The 16,131-nt window shown below is 71.2% G+C and carries 16 protein-coding genes; 6 read left to right on the plus strand and 10 right to left on the minus strand.

Going from position 1 to position 16,131, the window contains the following annotated elements; all coding sequences use genetic code 11:
- The first annotated feature begins 59 nt into the window (after nucleotides 1-59).
- Entirely contained in the window at nucleotides 60-908 is an 849-nt protein-coding gene (locus FB600_RS13780) for a helix-turn-helix domain-containing protein (protein WP_145756888.1), read from the plus strand.
- A 138-nt stretch (nucleotides 909-1,046) separates the two neighbouring features.
- On the plus strand, nucleotides 1,047-1,979 hold the full coding sequence (locus tag FB600_RS13785) for a VOC family protein (protein WP_047835347.1): 933 nt from the start codon (nucleotides 1,047-1,049) through the stop codon (nucleotides 1,977-1,979).
- A gap of 69 nt (nucleotides 1,980-2,048) precedes the next feature.
- Here FB600_RS13785 and FB600_RS13790 read toward each other — a convergent pair whose 3' ends face one another.
- From FB600_RS13790 to zapE, 3 genes are all read right to left on the minus strand, one after another.
- Nucleotides 2,049-3,314 carry an MFS transporter gene (locus FB600_RS13790; protein ID WP_098181151.1) on the minus strand — a complete coding sequence of 422 codons (1,266 nt, stop codon included), beginning with the start codon at nucleotides 3,312-3,314 and terminating at the stop codon, nucleotides 2,049-2,051.
- Between the two features lie 281 nt (nucleotides 3,315-3,595).
- Nucleotides 3,596-4,033 carry a DUF2471 family protein gene (locus FB600_RS13795; protein ID WP_013697316.1) on the minus strand — a complete coding sequence of 146 codons (438 nt, stop codon included), beginning with the start codon at nucleotides 4,031-4,033 and terminating at the stop codon, nucleotides 3,596-3,598.
- 172 nt (nucleotides 4,034-4,205) lie between these two features.
- Entirely contained in the window at nucleotides 4,206-5,234 is a 1,029-nt protein-coding gene (zapE, locus tag FB600_RS13800; RefSeq protein WP_098154276.1) for a cell division protein ZapE, read from the minus strand.
- 252 nt (nucleotides 5,235-5,486) lie between these two features.
- Here zapE and FB600_RS13805 point away from each other — a divergent pair, with 252 nt between their 5' ends.
- Nucleotides 5,487-6,158, plus strand: a complete 672-nt coding sequence (locus FB600_RS13805) for a flavin reductase family protein (protein ID WP_096749362.1) — start codon at nucleotides 5,487-5,489, stop codon at nucleotides 6,156-6,158.
- A gap of 71 nt (nucleotides 6,159-6,229) precedes the next feature.
- Here the strand turns inward: FB600_RS13805 and FB600_RS13810 are convergent, their stop codons facing one another.
- The 4 genes from FB600_RS13810 to FB600_RS13825 all read right to left on the minus strand — a co-directional run bounded on the left by FB600_RS13810 (nucleotide 6,230) and on the right by FB600_RS13825 (nucleotide 9,879).
- On the minus strand, nucleotides 6,230-6,595 hold the full coding sequence (locus FB600_RS13810; RefSeq protein ID WP_017920116.1) for an NUDIX hydrolase: 366 nt from the start codon (nucleotides 6,593-6,595) through the stop codon (nucleotides 6,230-6,232).
- 128 nt (nucleotides 6,596-6,723) lie between these two features.
- Nucleotides 6,724-7,410: an HAD family hydrolase gene (locus tag FB600_RS13815; RefSeq protein WP_145756886.1), complete on the minus strand. Its 687-nt coding sequence runs from the start codon at nucleotides 7,408-7,410 to the stop codon at nucleotides 6,724-6,726.
- A 273-nt stretch (nucleotides 7,411-7,683) separates the two neighbouring features.
- On the minus strand, nucleotides 7,684-8,454 hold the full coding sequence (locus tag FB600_RS13820; RefSeq protein WP_096749360.1) for a DeoR/GlpR family DNA-binding transcription regulator: 771 nt from the start codon (nucleotides 8,452-8,454) through the stop codon (nucleotides 7,684-7,686).
- A 168-nt stretch (nucleotides 8,455-8,622) separates the two neighbouring features.
- Nucleotides 8,623-9,879, minus strand: a complete 1,257-nt coding sequence (locus tag FB600_RS13825) for an MFS transporter (RefSeq protein WP_098154275.1) — start codon at nucleotides 9,877-9,879, stop codon at nucleotides 8,623-8,625.
- 106 nt (nucleotides 9,880-9,985) lie between these two features.
- On the opposite strand from FB600_RS13825, the gene FB600_RS13830 reads away from it, so the two are divergent.
- On the plus strand, nucleotides 9,986-10,858 hold the full coding sequence (locus tag FB600_RS13830) for a LysR family transcriptional regulator (RefSeq protein WP_036034144.1): 873 nt from the start codon (nucleotides 9,986-9,988) through the stop codon (nucleotides 10,856-10,858).
- A gap of 72 nt (nucleotides 10,859-10,930) precedes the next feature.
- On the opposite strand, the gene FB600_RS13835 is transcribed toward FB600_RS13830, so the two are convergent.
- Entirely contained in the window at nucleotides 10,931-11,506 is a 576-nt protein-coding gene (locus FB600_RS13835; protein WP_013697324.1) for a flavin reductase family protein, read from the minus strand.
- Between the two features lie 164 nt (nucleotides 11,507-11,670).
- Between FB600_RS13835 and FB600_RS13840 the strand changes: the two genes are divergently transcribed.
- Complete coding sequence (locus FB600_RS13840) at nucleotides 11,671-12,003, plus strand: DUF2322 family protein (protein WP_025098607.1); 333 nt, start codon at nucleotides 11,671-11,673, stop codon at nucleotides 12,001-12,003.
- Nucleotides 12,004-12,155: 152 nt separating this feature from the next.
- On the opposite strand, the gene FB600_RS13845 is transcribed toward FB600_RS13840, so the two are convergent.
- Nucleotides 12,156-12,896, minus strand: a complete 741-nt coding sequence (locus FB600_RS13845; RefSeq protein ID WP_098181146.1) for an HAD family hydrolase — start codon at nucleotides 12,894-12,896, stop codon at nucleotides 12,156-12,158.
- Nucleotides 12,897-13,005: 109 nt separating this feature from the next.
- Nucleotides 13,006-14,433, minus strand: coding sequence for a sugar porter family MFS transporter (locus FB600_RS13850; RefSeq protein WP_145756885.1), 1,428 nt, complete (start codon nucleotides 14,431-14,433; stop codon nucleotides 13,006-13,008).
- Between the two features lie 419 nt (nucleotides 14,434-14,852).
- Between FB600_RS13850 and FB600_RS13855 the strand changes: the two genes are divergently transcribed.
- The gene (locus tag FB600_RS13855) at nucleotides 14,853-16,046 is read left to right on the plus strand and encodes an MFS transporter (RefSeq protein ID WP_098154273.1); all 1,194 of its coding nucleotides are present in this window, start codon (nucleotides 14,853-14,855) and stop codon (nucleotides 16,044-16,046) included.
- The last annotated feature ends 85 nt before the right edge of the window (nucleotides 16,047-16,131 follow it).

Raw genomic sequence — 16,131 nt, forward strand, 5'->3', positions numbered from 1 at the left:
GCGGGTTGGCCGCTCGTGCCGCCCCGTGTCACGCTGGTCACGCCATGCAAGGAGATCCGATGAGCGCCGACCGTTCCGATCCGAAAGCCGCCGCCAGCGAGCTGGGCGAGCTGCTGCGCTACTGGCGTGGTGTGCGCGGCGCGAGCCAGCTCGGGCTGTCGCTCGAGGCCGGCATCTCGCAGCGGCAGATCAGCTTCATCGAGAGCGGGCGCAGCGTGCCGGGCCGCGACACGCTGCTGACGCTGGCCCAGGCGCTCGAGGTGCCGCTGCGCGAACGCAATGCCTTGCTGCTCGCGGCCGGCTACGCGCCCGTCTATGCGGAGCCGCCCTGGAACGCGCAGGAGATGCAGGGCGTGATCCGCGCGCTGGAGCGGCTCGTTTCGCAGCACGAACCTTTTCCGGCGATCGTGATGGATCGTCACTGGGACGTGCTGATGAACAACCAGGCGGCGCTGCGCTTGTTCGGCAGCTTCATCGACATGGCCGCGCGCCAGGAGCCGCGCAACATGCTGCACCTGATCTTCGATCCGCGCGGCCTGCGCCCCTTCCTGGCCGACTGGGACGCGGTGGCGCGCAGCCTGCTGCAGCGCCTGCATCGCGAGACGGTGGGCCATGCCGTGGATGCCGGCACGCGGCGCCTGCTCGACGAACTGCTCGCCTATCCGGCGGTGCCGCGCGACTGGCGCACGCATCGCGCGAGCGCATCCTCGGCGGGCCTGCCGATGATCCCGCTGGGCTTCGTCAAGGACGGCGTGGTGCTGCGCTACTTCTCGCTGGTCACCACGGTGGGCGCGCCGCAGAGCGTGAGCGCGCAGGAGCTGCGTCTCGAATCGATGTTTCCCGCCGACGAGCAGACCGAGGCCCGGCATCATCAACTGCTGGCCGGGCAAAAACTGGCGCCGGGCTAGATGCGCGAACCGGCGCATCGGGAAGTCCGTTCGTGCTTTTTTCCGCGCCGGCGGGTTCCCGTCGTCGATGCTAGACTGTCCGGCCGGCGCGATGCATGCGCAATGCCAGAACAAGCAGCAAAGACCGGAGACGACCCGATGGCGATTACCAGAATCGAATCAGTGACGTACGGTGTTGACGAACTTGCCGACAGTATCCGTTTCGTCGAGGATTTTGGCCTCGCTCGTATCGATACCAGCAACGATCGCGTCGTGTTCGCCACGCCCGCGAACCAGTCGCTGCGATTGGTCGCCGCGCAGGCGCGCGACCTGCCCGAAGGCCTGGAGGCCGGCTCGACCTTGCGCGAGCTGATCTGGGGCGTCGATTCGGTCGCCTCGCTCGATGCGCTGCACAACACGCTGTCGCGCGATCGCGCGGTGCGCGTGGATGGCGAGGGCGTGCTGCATACCCATGACGAGACCGGCTACGCGATCGGCTTCGCGCTCGCGCAGCCCCTGCCGATCGGCGAGATCCGTCGCGGCGGGGATGGCGCGGGCCGCGCGCAGGGCGTGCGCGACGACCTGTTCTACTGGAACCGCACCTTCGATGCCTATACGCGCGCACGCGTGCTGCGGCTGGCGCGTGTCACGCTCGACATTCCCGAGGCGGGACGCGACGCGGCGATCGATTTCTATCGGCACCGGCTCGGTTTCGAACTGGCCGCCTCGGCGCCGGGCGCGGGCAGCTTCCTGCGCTGCGGCGCCGGCGTCGGCCGTCACGGCCTGCGCCTGAGCGAGCGCGCCAATCGTCCCGGCATCAACCGCATCGCCTTCGAGGTCGGCGATCTCGACGACCTGATCGCGGGCGGCAATTTCATGGGCGCGCAGGGCTGGCAGGGTTCGCGCCGGCTCGACCGCGATCGCTCCGGCGCCAATGTGTTCCGCTGCTTCGACGCACCTTGCGGCGGACGCTTCGAATACGCAGCCGAACGCGATCCGGCCAACGAACGCGGCGGCGTGCGCTTTCGCGAGATGCTGTCGCGGCAGGACCCGGTATCGGTGGCGATGCGCGTCGACGGCATGTCGTACTGAAGCTGGCCGTCGCGCTCGCTGCGCATTTCCCGCCTCGGTTTCCCCGCTTCAGTTTCCCGCCTCATCCCCTCATTCCGCTGCCGCCGGCCGCGTGCCGGCCCCGCCCGAGCGCGCCACCCGCGCGCGCATCATCGCATTGCCCAGCGCGCCGAGCGCCATGATCGCGGCGGTGCCGAAGAAAGTCGAGCGCATCCCGTAGTGACCGCCGAAGTAGCCGCCGGCGAGCGGCCCGAGCACCTGCCCCGCGTATTGCGAGGAGGTCGAGTAGCCGAGCAGGGTGCCGGCCACCGAGGGCGGCGCGGCGTGGCGGATCACGCTGGCCACGCAGGGCAGCAGGCCGCCCAGCGCGATGCCCATCGCGAAGCGCAGGGCGATCAACTGCCAGCCGGTGGTGACGAAGGCCTGCGGGACCAGCAGCACCGCCGAGGCGGCCAGGCAGCCGACGATCACGTTCCAGTGGCCGATCCGGTCGGCCAGCCGGCCGAGCCGCGAAGCCGACAGGATGCTGCCGAGCGCGGCGCCCGACATCACCAGCCCGGCCACCAGGGTGACCTGGTGCGCCGGCACCAGTTGCGCGACATAGACCGTGATGATCGGCTCGATCGACATGTTGGCCAGCATCAGCAGCGCGCCGGTGACCAGCATCGTGGCCACCGGGCGCCGGTCGGGCAGCGCGGCCCAGCCGGGCTTGTCGGCGGCGCCGCGGCCGGCCGCGGCGGGGCGGTCGCGCTTGATCAGGAACACGGTGGCGAGGAAGGTCAGGCCGATCGCGGCGCCGGCCACCTGGAAGGTCGCGCGGATGCCGATCAGCGAGGGCAGCCAGCCGCCGATCAGCGGCCCGGCGATATTGCCGGCCATGATGCCCGAGGACAGCAGGCCGAGCGCCCAGCCGCAGCGCGCCTTCGGCGTCTGGGTGGCGACCAGCACGGTGGAGCCCGAGGCGTAGCCGCCCAGCAGGCCCACCGCGAGCCGCAGCGCGACCAGTTGCCAGACGTCGTGCGCGATCCCCATCAGCGACATCACGATGGTCATGCCCAGGCTGGCGCGGATCAGCATCAGCTTGCGCCCGTAGCGATCGGCCAGGCGCCCCCACAGCGGCGCCGTCAGCGCGGCGGTGAAGAAGGTCGCGCCGTAGGCGATGCCGGACCATTGCACGATCGCGGCCGGCTCGTGCACGCCGAGCTGCTCGACATAGAGCGGCAGGAAGGGCAGCAGCAGGGTCATCGAGACGATGGTGGTGAACGAGCCGAACACGCAGACGGCCAGGTTGCGGCGCCAGTGCGCGTGGCCGTCGTCGTCGGTGCCGGCCGGCGGGCGGTAAGCGGGACGGCTCATCGCGTCTCCTCGGTGGTAGCGGTCTTGTGGGGCCGCCGTGCGCGGTGCGGGGCGGCGATCGGGACGATGCTACGCCGCGCGCGAAGGCGCAAACAGACGCCTGGGGATACCGGTATGGACACTACCTGCTTCGGGTTCGGCCGATGCAGTCAGAGAGCGGGAAGGGAACGAAGACAAGCCGAATGAAGAAAAGCCGGCGCGGGAAGCGCCGGCTGGTCACGCCAGTCGGATGGGGCGGAGAAGCGCAAGGCGGGTTCGGGCGCCGCGCGCGGCGGGCGCCCTCAATCGACCTCGATGTCGTTCGCGCCCAGCAGGGCGGCCGCCACGCCGATCACGAGCGGCATGTCGTCGTCGTCCACGCGCAGGTTCGCCTCGGCGTGCTGCTCCTCCTCCAGGCCGCGCCGCCCGGCCAGCCGCGGCAGGCTGGCGAGCATCGACGGATCGTGGCGGGCCCGGAAGCCGGGGTCGTTGAAGGCACGCTCCTCGATCGCCAGCAGCATCGCCCAGCTCGGGCCGCGCAGCTCGCCGAACGGGCTGCCACGCCGCGGGCCGAAGGCACGGCGCGCCAGCGTGACGAGGATCTGGTGCAGATCCTGGGTGGCGCGGTAGCGCGCGCGGTGCGACTCGATCTGCTCGAGTTCGTAATCGTCGACCAGCCAGTCGGCATCGGGGCGCGCGCCGGTTTGGCTGCTCGGGCTCAGGTCGGACATCGTCGTCATGGAAGACCTCGTCGGGTGATCTGGTACTGTAAATATATACAGTCTTTTTGGCCTGTGCAATCGGTCTCGCGTGAATTCGATGCGATCTGCCAGTGCCCGGTGAGGCCCATGGGGCGGCGCTTCGGGACGAACGAGGGCGGGCGGCGGGCGATCGACGGCGATCGGGGCGCGATCAGCCTCGCGCCGCCGCACGCATCTCGCTGATGCGCGACCAAGTCCGCTCGATGCCGTGCACGTCGTCGCGCTGGCCGACGCGTGCCTCGTGGTCGGCGTCGTGCAGGAAGACCAGGCTGGCCTGCTGGTCGTAGAGGATGTCGACCAGCCAGACGAAGCGCTGCAGCGTGGCGCGCGCGGTGGACGCGTCGAGCGCCACGTGGTCGAGGATCAGCACGCGGTAGCGCGCGGCCAGGTCGAGGTAGTCGAGATGCGAGCGGGCCTGCGCGCAGAGCGCATCGAAGTCGCAGAACAGGGTGTGGGCGCCTGCCGCCCTGGCTTCGAGCGGGCGCGTGGCGATCGGCACGCGCGTGTCGGTGGCGAGGATGGTGTCGCCGTGGCGCGCGAACAGCGCGGCGAGGCTGCCGTCGCCGGGCGTGGCTTCGCCGGCCGGCGCGGCCTGGCGGCCAGGCCCGGGCGCGATGCGCCGATAGTCGACGGCGCCCTCGAAGGGCAGCATCAGGCAATGCGCCTGGAGCGCGGCGATGGTCGGCTCGAAGCGATGATGGAATTCGGGATCGGGCAGCAGCGCCGCGGGCGCCTGGTTCGAGGTGAACAGCAGGTGGACGCGCCGCGCGATGGCCACGCGCAGCAGCGCGGCGAGGATCAGCGCGTCGGCGATGTCGTGCACGTGGAATTCGTCGAACCAGAGCAGTTGGCTGTCGCCGAGCCATTGCGCGAGCACCTCGCCGAGCTTGTCGTCGGACGGCGGCGCGGCCACCAGGCGGCGGTTCACGTCGCGCAGGAAGGCGTGGAAATGGGTGCGCACGCGCGCGCCGGGATAGGCCTCGTGGAACAGCGCGGCCAGCAGGCTCTTGCCGCGCCCCGGCGGCCCGTAGCAGTAGGCGCCGATCACGTCCTCGGGCAGGGCGCCCGTCAGCAAGGCATCCAGGCGCGCCGCCGCGGACAACTGGTCGGCATCCAGGCGCAGCGCGCGCCGCTCGAGTGCGGCGATCAGCCAGGCGGGCAGGGGCGGCGAGGTGGGCATCGAGTGGCGGCGCGGCTTGGGCGGCAGGTTGGAGCGGGGCTGATTAGGGGGCGGCGAGCGCCCGACAGTCTGCCATAGCGCGCCAGGGGCCGGCGGCTAGGCAGTGCTCGGCACACGCGCCGCGCACGGGCGGCGCCCTGCAACGCGCGGCGAGATGCGCTAGTGTTCGAGGCTGCGGCGCGCGCCGCGATCCGGCCTCGACCCCGGCCGGCCCCGCGCGCCATTCTTCCCCGACTCGAGCAGGAGCCCCGCGTGAGCGCGCCCCAGGAATCCCCTTACCACTACTACGAACCGGCGGCCGGCCACGGCCTGCCGCACGACCCGTTCAACGCGATCATCGGGCCGCGCCCGATCGGCTGGATCTCGAGCGTCGACGCCGAAGGCCGGCCGAACCTCGCGCCCTACAGTTTCTTCAACGGCTTCAACTACCGGCCGCCGATCATCGGCTTCGCCAGCCTGGGCTGGAAGGACAGCGTGGCGAACATCGACGCGACCGGCGAATTCGTCTGGAACCTCACCACGCGCGCGCTGGTCGAGCAGATGAACATCAGTTGCGCGCCGCTGCCGCGCGGCCGGAGCGAGGCGGACGTGGCGCGCCTGGAGCTGGTGCCGTCGCGGCGCGTGCGCGCGCTGCGCGTGGCGGCCAGCCCGGTGCACTTCGAGTGCCGCAAGACCCAGATCGTGCGCCTGCAGGATGCCGGCGGCGGCGAGCTCGACAGCTGGCTGGTGCTGGGCGAGGTGGTGGCCGTGCACATCCGCCGCGAGCTGCTGCGCGACGGCATCTATCGCACCGCCGAGGCGCACCCGGTGCTGCGCGCCGGCGGCCCCGGCGACTACGCGGCGATCGAGCCATCTGCGATGTTCGAGCTGCTGCGCCCGCAATCGGCCGAGGACGCCGAGCGCATGGGGCGCGCGTTCGATTGAAGGGAGCGCGGCGCGTTCGTGCCGCCGCGCCGGTCCCGGACGTGAGGGCGGCGAGGTCGGGATCGACGCCCTCACGTCCCCATCTTCGTCACCATCTCGACGATCTTGCGCGTCGGCACGCTGACGGCCAGCGTCTCGAACTTGCGGCGGCCGAACCAGTGGCAGCGCAGGATCTCGTTGCTGGCCACAGCCTTGCGTCCGGCCGGCACGTCGGCGATGAAGACGTGGTGGCGCTTGCTGAGCCCGCCGAACTGGAACGCGTAGTGCAGTTCGAGATCGTCGAGGCGGGTTTCCTCGAACAGTTCGCGGCAGGCCGCCTCATGCGGCGTCTCGCCGGCGTGGATGGTGCCGCCGGGCAGGGCCCAGCGCGAGCGGGCCCGCGTCACCAGCAGGATCTTGTTGTCGCGTCGGCACAGGACGGTGGCGCGTTCTTTCATCGTTGTCGGTATTCGGTCGGGACGGCGGCGCCCGGGGCGCGGCGTCGTCGTGCGGCATCGTCGCGATCGGGGCGGCGAGGCAAATGGCGGGGACGGCGCCGGCATATCGGTTGCCGGCCCCTCCGGGTTCAGGGGAACAGCTCGAGCACGGGCCAGCCGCGTTTGTCGGCGATCGCCCGTAATCGCGCATCCGGGTTGGTGGCGACCGGGTCGGTGACGCGCTCCAGCAGCGGCAGGTCGTTGATCGAGTCGCTGTAGAAGAAGCTGCGCGGGAAATCCTCGAGGCTGGCGCCGAGCGTGGCCAGCCATTGCTCGGTGCGCGTGATCTTGCCTTCGCGGAACGAGGCCACGCCGAGCGCCGCGCCGGTGTAGCGCGCGGCCGGATCGCCGCCCTCGGTGGCCAGCTCGATCGCCAGCAGGTGCTCGAAGCCGAGCGCGCGGCCGATCGGGCCGGTCACGAAGGCATTCGAGGCGGTGACGATGCAGCACAGGTCGCCGGCCTGCCGGTGGCGCTCGATCAGCTCGCGCGCGGCCGGCAGGATCGCCGGCTCGATCACGTCGGCCATGTAGCGCTGGTGCCAGCCGTCGAGCTCGGCGCGCGTATGGCGCGCCAGCGGCGCGAGCGCCACGCGCAGGTAGCCGTCCATGTCGAGCGCGCCGGCCGCGTAGTCGCGATAGAGGCGGTCGATCGAGGCCACGTGCTCGGCCGCGCCGTCGATGCCGATCCGGGCCAGGAAGTGCGCCCAGGACTGGTCGCTGTCGAGCGGCAGCAGGGTGTGGTCGAGATCGAACAGCGCGAGGTGACGACGGCTCATCGGACTTCCTGACGACAACGGGGCGGGCAGCCGGATCGCGACAGGGAGGCGGGGCGCGAAACCGGAACGATGAAAAATGCTAACGACAATTCCACGAATCGGCAAATCAGCAAATCTCTGCAACCGGCCCGAAAGCCACTGGCGAGCGGCATTGGGCGGTTTCCCCGTGCGATTCTTTACGTCGAGCTTGTCAGTCGCGTGTCATTCCGTGGCGTTGTTGCCCCGGCGCGGTGGGCGCGCCTCGCATCGATACCCGCGCCGGGCGCCGGCGCGTCAGGCCAGCAGCACCTTCGGCAGGCGCCGCTCCAGCGCGGCCAAGGCGTCGGCACCGGCGGCGCCGCGTTCGGTGACGAGCAGGTCGATCGCGTCGGCCGCGCAATAGCTCACGCGGCTGCGCAGGCCCAGGCGCGCGGCATCGGCCAGCATCACCACGCGGTCGGCCGCCTCGCACATCGCGCGCGCCACCTCGGCCTGGGCGCGGTCGACATGGCTCGCGCCGTGCCGCGCGTCCAGGCCGTCCGGCGCGAGCAGGGCCAGGTCGGCGCGATGGCGCTGGATCTCGCGCACCGTCTCGGCGCTCGCGGTGGCCAGCGTCCGGGCGGCCACCGCGCCGCCCAGCATGATCACCTGGTTGGCGTTGGCCGCTTGCGTCAGCGGCGCTCGCAGGCGCGCGACCACGTCGAGCGAGTTGGTGAGGATGGTCAGGCCTTCGAGCGCGACCAGTTCGTCGGCCAGCGCCAGGCTGCGGCTGTCGGCGTCGAGGAACAGGGTCTGGCCGGCGCCGACCTGGGCCGCCGCCGCCTTGGCGATGGCCCGCTCGACGCGTTCGCGCGCGGGCGCGCGTTCGATGGCGGCGGCCGGCGCGTCGGGACGTATCGCGCCGCCGCGCACGCGTACCAGGTCGCCGAGGGTTTCGAGGTCGAGCAGGTCGCGCCGCACGGTTTCGCGCGACACGCCCAGCTCGGCCATGATGCGTTCGGTCGAGACGCGATGCAGCGCGGTGAGCAGCGCGCGGATGCGTTGATGACGGTCTTCCTGCCACATGGGGCTATCCTGGGGGCTGTCCTGTCGCTGGGGCCGGGGGTGAGCCGGGTTGCGCGGCAGTGTGGCAGGCCTGTGTGGCAGGTCCGTGTAGCGATGGGTCGATGAGGCGACTTGGGGGAAGGGGAGGCGATGTCGACGGTGACGGCGGGATCGCGCCTTACCCGCGCTTCAAGCCGTGTGCGCCCCGCCAGCCGGGCGCGTCACCCGCCGCGCGGCGCGCGCCAGGTAGGCCACGCAGGCCAGGGCCGCCGCCAGCAAAGCCAGCGCATAGGCCGCCACCGCGTGCCAGCCGCCGTCCTGCCAGAACTGCCCGCCCCAGGAACCGAGCACGCTGGAGCCGACGTAATAGGCCAGCAGGTAGAGCGCCGAGGCATAACTCTTGGCGCCCTGCGCGAGCAGGCCCACCCAGCTGCTGGCCACCGAGTGCGTGATGAAGAAGCCGATCGTCAGCAGCGCGATGCCGACGATCACCACCGCCAGCGAGGCGTCCAGCGTGAGCGCCACGCCGGCCGCGCTGGTCGCCAGCCCGGCCACGATCACCGGGGCCCGGCCGAAGCGGTCGGCCAGCGCGCCGGCCGTGGAGGAGGCGACGATGCCGAACACGTAGGCGCTGAAGATCAGGCCGCAGCGGGTGGCGTCGAGCGAGAAGGGCGGCGCCATCAGGCGGAAGCCCGCGTAGTTGTAGATCGTCACGAATTCGCCCATCGCCAGGAAGCCGATCGCGAACACCGCCGGCAGGGCCGGGTGCGCGAGCTGGCGACGCCATTGCGCGACATGCTCGCCGAGGCTCACGCCCGCGCGCGGCACGAAGTGGCGCGAGGCGGGCAGCAGCAGCGCGAAGCCGATCGCCACCGCGATGTCGATCGCGCCGATCCACTGCATCGCCGCGCGCCACGACATCCAGTCGCTCAGCATGCTCATGCCGACCCGCCCGACCATCCCGCCGAAGGCGGTGCCGCCCACGTAGAGCCCCATCGACAGGCCGAGCCCGCGCGGCTGGATCTCCTCGGCCAGATAGGCCATCGCGGTGGCCGGCACGCCGCCCAGCACCAGGCCCTCGAGCGCGCGCGCCACCAGCACGCCCGGCCAGCTCGGCATCCAGGCGGCCGCCAGGTTCAGCGCGGCGGCCAGCGCCATCGACACGAACATCAGGCGGCGCCGGCTCAGGCGCTCGGACAGCGCGCTGGCCGCCAGGATCGCGACGGCGAGGCAGCCGGTGGACAGCGACAGCGCCAGCGAGCTCTGCGCCGCGCCGATCGAGAAGGCCTGCGCGAACAGCGGCAGCAGCGGCTGCACGCAGTACAGCAGCGAGAAGGTCGAGAAACCGGCCAGGAACAGTGCGAGGCTGATGCGGCGATAGTCGGCGCTGCCGGGGGCGACGCGCGTGTCGGCGGCTGGCGGGGCGGGGCAGGAAGCGGGGCTCATGATGGTACGCACGTAAGGACTTGACGACAGCCCCGATTGTCCGCGTCGCTAGTTATACTGTCCAATATATGAAAAGGATCAGAGAAAGACGTTTCACAGATATCTCATGGAACTCCGCCATCTCCGTTATTTCCTCGCGATCGCCGAGGAATCGAATGTGACGCGCGCGGCCGAGCGGCTCGGCATCGGCCAGCCGCCGCTCAGCCAGCAGATCCGCAACCTGGAGCGCGAGCTCGGCGTCGAGCTGTTCCGGCGCACCGCGCACGGCGTGGTGCTGACCAGCGCGGGCCAGGCCTTCCGCGTCGAGGCCGCGCGGGTGCTTGACGACGCGGCGCGGGCGCGGCGCGCGGCCCAGCAGGCCGGCAATGGCGAAACCGGCATCCTGCGGCTCGGCTTCACCGCCTCGGCCGTGTTCAACCCCGTGGTGCCGGCGCTGATCCAGCGCTTCAAGGCCGCCTATCCCGGCGTGGACGTGTCGCTCGACGAGGCCAACACGCCCGAGCTGGTGCGGCGGCTCGCGGACGAGCGGCTCGACGCGGTGTTCGTGCGGCCGGGCCCGACCTCGTTCGAGGGCCTGGCGCTGCGGCCGTTTCCCGACGAGCCGATGAAGCTGGTGGTGCCGGCCTCGCATCGCTTCGCGCAGCGGCGGCGCGTGGCATTGGCCGAGCTCGCCGACGAGGCCTTCGTGCTGGTGCCGGGGCCGGCCGGCGCCACGCTCTACGCCGAGATCCTCGATGCCTGCCGGCGCGCCGGCTTCCTGCCGCGGCTCGCGCAGGAGGCGCCGCAGATCTCCTCGGTGATCAACCTGGTGGCGGCCGGGCTGGGGCTGTCGATCGTGCCGGCCGCGTTCGAGCAGGTGCGCGTGCAGGGCGTGCGTTATCTCGACATCGACGGCGTGCCGGCGGTGGCGCGCCTGGCGCTGGCCACGCGCGAACGCGAGCGCGAGCAGGTGGTCGCGAACCTGGTGGCCTTGCTGTGAGGGAGGGTGCCGCCCGTCGGCAGGCGGGCGGCGGCAGATCGTGGTGGGCGGCGCGGTCGGGCGCCTGGCCGCTTACAGCGGCTTGGCCTGCGTGATGCTCGAGGCGCGCACGAACTTGCCGGCGCCGAGATGGTGGATGGTGTGCAGCTCCGGGTGGCTGTCGTCGAGGTTCCAGTGGCCGTCGGCGAACACGCGGCTGTCGGCGGCGGCCGAGACCACCTCGCAGAAGCAGGTGTCGTAGGCATCCTCGGTGTGTTGCTCCGGAATCAGGCGGCATTCGAGCCAGGCCGCGCAGCCGGTCTCGATCACCGGCACGCCCAGTTCGGGGCCGGGGCGCGCGTCGATCGCGTAGCGCGCGAACTTGTCCTCGTCACGGCCGCTCGCGCTGCCCACCGCGAAGGTCAGGTCGAGCGCGGCGAAGCCCGGCACCACGATGCCGAAGATGCCGCTCGCGGCGATCAGCTCGCGCGTATAGGTGTTCTTGTCGATCACCACGGCCAGGCGCGGTGGCTTGAATTCGACCGGCATCGACCAGGCGGCGGCCATCACGTCGCGGCGCGTGCCGTCGGTGCTGGTGACCAGCACGGTCGGGCCGTGGTTGAGCAGGCGGCTCGCATGGTCGAGCCGCACGGGAGCGAAATGCGTCATGGCAAGGGGCGGGGCGGTGAACGAGGCGATCGATTCTACCGGGCGCCGAAAAACCGCGCCGGTCTGTGTCGATCGGCGAGGTGGCGGGCGTCGTCCGGTGCCGGCCGGCAATATCGACTAAGATACGGCCCGCCCACTTTTACCGAACTCCAGCGGAGCCTGCCGTGATTCAACCGACCCCCGTCTTCAAGGACAACCTCGCCCAACTGCCGCCGATCGACGGCATCGAACGCATCGACCTGGTCGATGCCAGCGGCGCGGTGCTCGCCACCATCGAGAACAAGCCCGGCAAGCAAGGCTCGCTGGCCGTCTATCACTATCTGCAACTGGTGTTCGGCACGCTCGACGCGAAGGCGGCCGAGCATGGCCTGGCGGTATTCGGCGAGCACACGGCCGACGCACGCAACCGTCCCGGCGCGCACCCGAACGTCGATCGCCTGCTGGAAGTCGCCAACGGCGGTGCCGCGCTGCGCATCGATGTGATCCCGGCGCTCTGAGCGCGGAATGAACGGCACGCGGCGGTGCATGGCCGCCGCGTCGTGACGAAACGGGCCGTCTCGCGGGAGACGGCCCGTTTTGTTTTTACGGCACCGAATCGATGGATCGCCGCCGGGCCGAGGTCGGCCGCCGCCCGGCGATCCGCGCCTGCTCAGGCCGCCGAATTCGCCGGCTGCGACGTATCGCTGGCCACGCCGAACTCGCCGTCGAGCCAGCGCGCCACCACGCCGGGCAGTTCCGTCATGCGCTCGAAGGTGACGTGCACGCCGATCTCGCGCAGCGCCTCGCGCCGCTCGGCCGGCGCGTGCGCGCTGCCGGTGAAGCCGAGCACGGTCATGCCGGCGGCCAGCGCGGCACGCGCGCCGGTCACGCTGTCCTCCACCACCGCGCAGCCCGAGGGCGGCACCTGCAGCGTTTCGGAGGCGGCGAGGTAGACGTCGGGCGCGGGCTTGGGCCGTGCCACGCGCTCGCCCGTGAACAGGCGAGCGCCGAAGACGCTGTCCAGGCCGAGCCGCTTGACCACGCGCTCGACATAATCGAGGTCGCTGTTGCTGGCGCAGGCCAGGCGCAGCTCGATCGACTTCAGCGCCTCGACCGCGCCGGCGATCTCGGGCGCATCGGCCGCGCGCGTGCGGATCTCCTCGCGGATCGCGTGGATCTGCGGCTCGTCGATGCTGCGGCCGAACACCTTGGCGGCCTCGGTCAGCACCACGGCCGTGCGCATGCCGAGCAGCGGGCGGATCGCGTCGTGCACGCCCTCGACCTGCCAGAGCGCCTCGAGGCGCTCGATGACGATGCGTTCGGCGATGGCCTCGCTGTCGACCAGCACGCCGTCGCAGTCGCTGATCAGGGCGCGATCGGTGCGCAGCGTGGAAGGGAAGGGGGATGACATGGGGAAGTTCTCCTGCGGTAACCGGCCATGATACCGGGAACGTCGGGCGCCGGTCATCCCGGCGCCCGACATGGGTTTGCCCGGCGGCGACCGCCGCAGCCGCGGCGTTTCAGGGCGCGCGGCGCGCGCGGGCGGCGGCGCGCGGCGTGAAGCGGCCTTCCTTGAGCGCGCGCTCGATATGCTCGAGGCTGCGCCCGCGCGTCTCCGGGACCGCGAAATAGATGAACAGGCAGGCCAGCAGGTTCAGCGCCGCATAGACCCACATCGCGCCGCCCACCCCCAGCCATTGCGTCATGCTCAGCGCGGTGCCCGTGAGCAGCAGGTTCGACCCCCACAGCGTGGCCGCGTGCGCGCCGGTGGCCTGGTTGCGGATCGCCACCGGATAGAGTTCGGAGCCGAGCAGCCAGCCGATCAGCTGGATGCCGCCCGAGTTGAAGATCATGAACACGATCAGGCAGGCCACGATCCAAAGCGGCCGCTGCGCGCCGCCGGCGCCGTCCTGCAGCACCCAGCCGAGCGCGGCGAGGCTGGCGGCGGCCACCGGCAGCGTCGCCAGGCTCAGCGCGCGGCGCCCGACGTGGTCGACCAGGAGCTTGCCGACGACGGTCATCACCAGGTAGGTGGTGGCCACGCCCAGCGCCGCCCAGAGCGCGGCCGACGCGCCGAAGCCGGCGTCGCGCAGGAAGGTCGGCGTGTAGTAGATCATCATCTCGATGCCGGTGAGCTGGGTGAAGGCGGCCACGCCGAGCCCGGCGACCAGCGCGGGCCTGACCCAGGGCTCGCGCATCGCGCGCCAGCCGCCGGCGCCGTCGCGACGCTGCCGCTCGACGGTGGCGCGGATCTCGGCCAGCTCCTCGCGCACCGCGCGCTCCGAGTCGCGCACCTGCGCGAGCGCGGCGCCCGCATCGTGCAGGCGGTCCTGCTCGACCAGCCAGCGCGGGCTGCCGGGCAGCCGCGAGATGCCGAACAGCAGCACCAGCGAGGGCAGCACCGCCAGGCCGATCATCAGCCGCCAGTCCACCAGCTGCTGGCCGGCCACGCCGACGATGGCCGCCATCAGGATGCCGATCCCGATCGAGACGTTGAAATAGGTGACCAGCCGGCCGCGCCGCGCCGGCTCGGCGAGTTCGGCGATGTAGGTGGGCACGATCTGGGTCGAGCCGCCCACCGCGAAGCCGAGCACCAGGCGCGCCGCGCCCAGCCAGAGCGCCGAAGGCGACAGCGCGGCGGCGATCACGCCGACGGTGTAGATCGCGGACACGACCAGGATCGTGCGGCGCCGGCCCAGGCTGGCCGACAGGCGCGTGCAGGCCAGCGCGCCGATCACGGCACCGAGCAGGATCGCCGCGGCCACCCATTCCTGGGCGCGGTAGTCGAGCGCGAAATCGCGCGCGATCAGCGGCAGCGCGCCCGAGATGATGCCGGTGTCGTAGCCGTAGAGGCCTCCGGCGATCGCGGCGACGGCCGCCGTGATGCGCATGGTGGCGGCCTGCGAGCGCTTCCGGCCGGTGTCGATCGCGAGCGATTCGGTGCTCATGCCTTGCCTCCTGTCTCGATGCTTATGAAGGATGGCGCCGTCCAGCCGTGCTGCGGCGCGATAGATCAATTATGCATCAACAGAGCAAAAGATCGAATTTGGGCTTCGGGAGGAAATTCGTGCGGGAATGCGGGCTGCGGCCGGATCGCCGAAGCAATGAAGGGAATTGGCATATTGCGCGGAGATTCGTGATGGCGAGGCAATAAAAAACACTTATTGAAATAATAAGCGTGAATGATGATGCGTGTACTTGCCTTGAAATGGCAAGGGTGGAGGGCTCGTCGGGGCCCCGATCATTGACTTCGAGTCAAGGGTCTTTCCACGACGACCGGCTTTTTGCATGGCAACATCGCGGGCACACTACGCATCAACCGAAATCGCGGACGTCCGTCGTCCGCTTCGCCACAGGACCCGCTGCCATGAACGCTTCCTCCTCCCCCGCCGCGTCGGCCCCGCGCTCGACGCTTCCGCTGCTCGCGCTGGCCGTTGGCGCGTTCGGCATCGGCACCACCGAGTTCTCGCCGATGGGGCTGCTGCCGGTGATCGCCGAGGGCGTGCATGTCACGATCCCGAGCGCCGGCATGCTGATCAGCGCCTACGCGATCGGCGTGATGGTCGGCGCGCCGGTGATGACCCTGCTGCTGGCGCGCGCCTCGCGGCGCACCGCGCTGATGCTGCTGATGGGCATCTTCACGATCGGCAACCTGCTCTCGGCGGTGGCGCCCGACTACACCACGCTGCTGCTGGCGCGCCTCGTCACCAGCCTCAACCATGGCGCCTTCTTCGGCATCGGCTCGGTGGTGGCGGCCTCGGTGGTGCCGCGCGAGCGGCAGGCCAGCGCGGTGGCGACCATGTTCATGGGCCTCACCATCGCCAATGTGGGCGGCGTGCCGGCGGCCACCTGGCTCGGCCAGATGATCGGCTGGCGGATGTCCTTCGTCGCCACCGCGGGCCTCGGCCTGCTGGCGATCGCGGGGCTGTTCGCGGCCCTGCCCAGGGGCGAGTCGGGCCGCATGCCGGAGCTGCGTGCCGAACTCGCGGTGCTCACGCGCCCCGTGGTGCTGGGCGCGCTGGCCACCACGGTGCTGGGCGCGGGCGCGATGTTCACGCTCTACACCTACGTGGCGCCGACCCTCGCGCAGCTCACGCATGCCACGCCGGGTTTCGTCACCGCGATGCTGGTGCTGATCGGCGTCGGTTTCTCGATCGGCAACGTGGCCGGCGGCCGCCTCGCCGACCGCTCGCTGGACGGCAGCCTGATCGCCTTCCTGCTGCTGCTGATCGTGGTGATGCTGGCCTTCCCGATGCTGGCCGCGACCCATGTGGGTGCCGCGCTGGCCCTGCTGGTGTGGGGCATCGCGACCTTCGCGGTGGTGCCGCCGCTGCAGATGCGCGTGATGCGCGCCGCCTCGGAAGCGCCGGGCCTGGCCTCCTCGGTCAACGTGGGCGCCTTCAACCTCGGCAACGCGCTGGGCGCGGCGGCCGGCGGCGCGGCGATCTCCTCGGGCCTCGGTTACTCGGCGGTGCCGATGGTCGGCGCGGGAATCGCCGTGCTGGGCCTGCTGCTGGTGCTCTCGCAACTGCGCCGCCGTCCGCGGGCACTGGCCTGCTGAGCGCCCGAAGACTCGCGCGGCGCGCCCGGCGCGCCGCTTTTCATCCGCTTTTCATCCTTATCCGGCCGGCATCGCGCCGGCACTC

The sequence above is a fragment of the Burkholderia sp. SJZ089 genome, from assembly GCF_007828315.1.
Taxonomy (GTDB): Bacteria; Pseudomonadota; Gammaproteobacteria; order Burkholderiales; family Burkholderiaceae; genus Burkholderia; species Burkholderia gladioli.

What these genes read in the sequence shown, in the direction of transcription:
- FB600_RS13780 (WP_145756888.1), top strand. Translation starts at nt 60, where the DNA reads ATGAGCGCCGACCGTTCCGATCCGAAAGCCGCCGCCAGCGAGCTGGGC.
- FB600_RS13785 (WP_047835347.1), top strand. Translation starts at nt 1,047, where the DNA reads ATGGCGATTACCAGAATCGAATCAGTGACGTACGGTGTTGACGAACTT.
- FB600_RS13790 (WP_098181151.1), bottom strand. Translation starts at nt 3,314, where the DNA reads ATGAGCCGTCCCGCTTACCGCCCGCCGGCCGGCACCGACGACGACGGC.
- FB600_RS13795 (WP_013697316.1), bottom strand. Translation starts at nt 4,033, where the DNA reads ATGACGACGATGTCCGACCTGAGCCCGAGCAGCCAAACCGGCGCGCGC.
- zapE (WP_098154276.1), bottom strand. Translation starts at nt 5,234, where the DNA reads ATGCCCACCTCGCCGCCCCTGCCCGCCTGGCTGATCGCCGCACTCGAG.
- FB600_RS13810 (WP_017920116.1), bottom strand. Translation starts at nt 6,595, where the DNA reads ATGAAAGAACGCGCCACCGTCCTGTGCCGACGCGACAACAAGATCCTG.
- FB600_RS13815 (WP_145756886.1), bottom strand. Translation starts at nt 7,410, where the DNA reads ATGAGCCGTCGTCACCTCGCGCTGTTCGATCTCGACCACACCCTGCTG.
- FB600_RS13820 (WP_096749360.1), bottom strand. Translation starts at nt 8,454, where the DNA reads ATGTGGCAGGAAGACCGTCATCAACGCATCCGCGCGCTGCTCACCGCG.
- FB600_RS13825 (WP_098154275.1), bottom strand. Translation starts at nt 9,879, where the DNA reads ATGAGCCCCGCTTCCTGCCCCGCCCCGCCAGCCGCCGACACGCGCGTC.
- FB600_RS13830 (WP_036034144.1), top strand. Translation starts at nt 9,986, where the DNA reads ATGGAACTCCGCCATCTCCGTTATTTCCTCGCGATCGCCGAGGAATCG.
- FB600_RS13835 (WP_013697324.1), bottom strand. Translation starts at nt 11,506, where the DNA reads ATGACGCATTTCGCTCCCGTGCGGCTCGACCATGCGAGCCGCCTGCTC.
- FB600_RS13845 (WP_098181146.1), bottom strand. Translation starts at nt 12,896, where the DNA reads ATGTCATCCCCCTTCCCTTCCACGCTGCGCACCGATCGCGCCCTGATC.
- FB600_RS13850 (WP_145756885.1), bottom strand. Translation starts at nt 14,433, where the DNA reads ATGAGCACCGAATCGCTCGCGATCGACACCGGCCGGAAGCGCTCGCAG.
- FB600_RS13855 (WP_098154273.1), top strand. Translation starts at nt 14,853, where the DNA reads ATGAACGCTTCCTCCTCCCCCGCCGCGTCGGCCCCGCGCTCGACGCTT.